Origin of the sequence: uncultured Campylobacter sp. (assembly GCF_937980635.1) — a bacterium.
GTDB lineage: Bacteria > Campylobacterota > Campylobacteria > Campylobacterales > Campylobacteraceae > Campylobacter_B.
Genome location: NZ_CALJPG010000015.1, coordinates 1 through 3,717, shown reverse-complemented (window position 1 = coordinate 3,717; position 3,717 = coordinate 1). Strand labels below are relative to the sequence as shown.

Below are 3,717 nucleotides of genomic sequence, written 5' to 3'. Positions count from 1 at the left end.
AATTTAAGCCCCGTTTCAAATAGACTTAATAGAATTCCTTCAAATTTCACTCAAAGGTATTCGATGCAAACCGCCCTGGGCTCGCTAGGTCTGATAGCCGCCGTAAATCATATCCCATTCGATGCCAAGGCGCTTATAAATAAATTTGCGCTAAGCAGCGAGGAGCCGCAGATCGAAGAGCTGGTGCGTATGGCAAAGCATTGCGAGTTTAAGGCTAAAATCAAAAAGCTAAATCTTTCAAATTTGATGCGCTATAAGCCTCCCTTTATCCTTCAGAAAAAGGATGGAAGCTACTTTAACGTCTTAAAGATCGAGCAGCAAAGCGAAGCGGATATTAAAGCGGCAAATGCTAACAAGACGGCCGCTGATTTAGATAGCGCAAATTCCAAAGACGTGGCAGGCTCCAAGGAGATATTAAGCCCTAGCGGCGGCGCGGCAAATTCTTCCCCCGCGGACATATCCCATTCCTCTGCCAAAGAAGCTAAAGCCTCCCGCTCATTCAAATCCTCGCAAGAACAAGAAGCAGCTATTAAATTTATCGTATTTGACGGCGGAAATTCCGTAAAGGAGCTAGGCGCGAGCGAGCTATTTGATCTTTGCAGCGGCGAGTTTATCGTGCTAGCCCATAAAACTCTGAATTCTCAGATTAAATTCGGCTTTGCCTGGTTTTACAAGCGGATGCTAAGCTTTAAAAGAGTGGTATTTGAAGTGCTTTTGGCTTCATTCATCATGCAGCTTTTCGGTCTAGTGACGCCGCTTTTTACGCAGGTGGTGCTCGATAAGGTTTTAACTCATCATAGCATTAGCACGCTAAACGTAATTGCATTTGCATTTTTGGCGACCATCATATTTGAGATGCTTTTAAGCCTAAGTAGAAATTATATATTCGCGCACACTACCACTAAAATTGACGCCAGATTAGGAAGCGAGCTTTTTAGCCATTTAGCTCTACTTCCGATGACTTATTTTGAGAACCGTAAGGTTGGAAACATCGTAGCTAGAGTGCGCGAGCTAGATAGCATAAGGGAGTTTATCGCAAATAAAAGCGTAAGCGTGCTACTTGATATTTTATTTAGCTTCGTATTTGTCTTTATGATGCTGCTTTACAGCATTAAACTCACGCTGATCGCAATCGCATTTATAAGCGTAATTGCTGCAATATACTTTTTCATCACGCCGGTACTTAGAAAGAGATTAGAGGATAAATTTCAAATGGGGGCCGCTTCAAACTCCTATCTCGTAGAAGCAGTAACCGGAATGCAGACTGTAAAATCTCTAGCGATCGAGGGCAGTATGCAAAAGATGTGGGAGGAAAATCTAGGCAGATACGTCCGCTCATCTTTTAATCTTTCGAATTTAAGCAACGTCGCAAGCGGCTTTGCCTCCGCACTGCAAAAGCTTATGACGCTTTGCATTTTATACTTCGGCGTGGGGCTCGTAATCGAAGGCAAGCTCAGCGTCGGTCAGCTCATCGCCTTTCAGATGTTTGCGGGGCAATTTAGCGCTCCTGTAATGAGGCTCGTGGGCCTTTGGAATGAATTTCAGCAAGCCCTTCTTAGCGTAGATAGGCTAGGAGATATATTAAATACTCCAACCGAGCAGAGCACCGATAAGCCTATTGCGCTAAATAATATAGAAGGAGATATAAAATTTGACGCCGTAAATTTCAGATACAGACCGGATCTAAATTTAGTGCTAAAAGATATCAGCTTTCACGTAGAGCCGGGCAAAAGCGTAGGCATAGTCGGCAGAAGCGGCAGCGGCAAAAGCACGATTACGAAGCTGATCGAGCGGCTCTATCTGCAAAGCTCGGGAGCTGTTTACATAGACGGCATAGATATCAGACATCTAAATCCATATCTTTTAAGGCAAAACATCGGCGTCGTTTTACAGGAAAACTATCTATTTAGCGGCAGTATCAAAGAAAACATCGCCTTTGCCGCAAGCGGAGCGAGTATGGAGGAGATCATTAGAGTTAGCAAGATTGCGGGCGCTCATGATTTTATCGCAGAGCTTGCGGGAGGTTACGATACCTTCGTAGGCGAGCGCGGCTCGAGCCTTAGTGGCGGACAAAAACAGCGCATCGCAATCGCTAGAGCGCTCATAAATAATCCTAAAATTTTGATCTTCGACGAGGCGACCTCTGCGCTTGATTATGAAAGTGAAAGCATCATCAATCAAAATTTAAGCGAGATCAAAAAGGGAAAAACCTTCATCATCATCGCGCATAGGCTAAATTCCGTCAAGAATTGCGACGAAATTTTAGTACTGGATAAGGGCGAGATCGTAGAGCGCGGAAAGCACGAGGAGCTAATGGCGCTGGGCGGCTACTACAAGAGCTTATACGATAAGCAGGCTGGATAGGTCGAAGAGCGAGACGGGATAAACAATGCTAAAAATTTTCAAAAGAATAGAGGATGATTCAAATGAGTTTAAGCCTTTATTGATCGAGATAGAGGATGCTCCGCAAAACCCTTTAGGAAGATCAATTTTATGGATCGCTTGCGGGGCTTTGATATTTGCCGTGCTGTGGACTATATTTGCTAAGGTTGATATAGTAGTAAGCGCTAACGGCAAGGTCGTGCCCGACGGCGAGATTAAAATTTTAAAATCTCTCGAAAGCGGCGTCGTCTCTAAAATTTTAGTAAAAGAGGGCGATAGAGTAAAAAAGGGTGATCATCTAATCTTAATCGATCCTAGTGTTTCTACGGTAAATTTATCCACCAAACAAGAGAGCTTGGCTCTACTTGAATACTCGATAAAAAGGCTCGACGCTCTAAGCTCGGGTAGGAGTCTGGATGCTAACATCAGCGCGGACGAGCTTAGCTTATACAATACGCAAAAATCAAACTACGAAGAGAGCATAAATGTCTATAATCTAAAAATGCAAGCGCTGCAAATGGGGATAAATTCCACCAATTTAGAAGTCGAGAGGCTAAGCGGAATTTTAAAGATAGATGAGGCAAGGCTAAGCAATCTAAATAAAGTAAAAGATATAATAGCGCGCAAGGATCTATATGAGCTTAAATCCAAGGTAATCGAGCTAAACTCCAATCTTAAAATTTCAAAAGAGAAACTTTCCGAGCAAAGGGCGAATTTAGATGAGCTAGCTAAAGAGCTTGAGGCCTTTAAAAGCCAAAGCATATCTAAGTGGCTTGATGAGATGCTAGCCAAACAGAAGGAAGCAAGCTCACTAAAAGCGGAGATCAATGCGATCTTGTTTCAAACCAGACAGCAGATCATCTCCTCTCCGGTTGACGGCTTTGTAGGAAAGCTACTCGTAAATACGCAAGGAACCGCCATCACAAATCAAGAAAATTTAATCTCTATAGTGCCTAGCGATAAGCCTTTAATCATCAAAGCGAACGTGCTTAATAAAGACATAGGCTATCTGGAAAACAATCAAAGCGTAGCGATTAAGGTTCAGACCTTCGACTTTCAAAAATACGGCAAGTTAGAGGGTAGGCTGATTCACATAGCAAACGATGCGATAAACGATGAGAAACTAGGAGAAATTTACGAAGTAAAGATTAGACCCGATTCTACATTTTTGATCGTAGATGGGATCAAAAAGGAGATCGAGCCCGGTATGAGCGTAACGGCGGAGGTAAAAGTAGGCAAAAGACGCGTAATAGAGCTATTTATCTACCCTGTCATCAAATACCTAGACGAAGGACTTAGCGTAAGATAGGAAAGGAGGGCAGGCGGCTATTTACC

General features: G+C 43.2%; 2 protein-coding genes. Both read left to right on the top strand.

Annotation, left to right across the window (positions count from 1 at the left end; genetic code table 11):
• The coding region (locus tag Q0460_RS03130; RefSeq protein WP_299084751.1) for a type I secretion system permease/ATPase at positions 1–2,364 on the top strand (2,364 nt) is incomplete at its 5' end.
• 25 nt (positions 2,365–2,389) lie between these two features.
• Positions 2,390–3,691, top strand: coding sequence for an HlyD family type I secretion periplasmic adaptor subunit (locus Q0460_RS03125; RefSeq protein ID WP_299084748.1), 1,302 nt, complete (start codon positions 2,390–2,392; stop codon positions 3,689–3,691).
• The last annotated feature ends 26 nt before the right edge of the window (positions 3,692–3,717 follow it).

Coding starts and splice junctions, on each gene's coding strand:
- Q0460_RS03125 (WP_299084748.1), top strand. CDS start 2,390: ATGCTAAAAATTTTCAAAAGAATAGAGGATGATTCAAATGAGTTTAAG.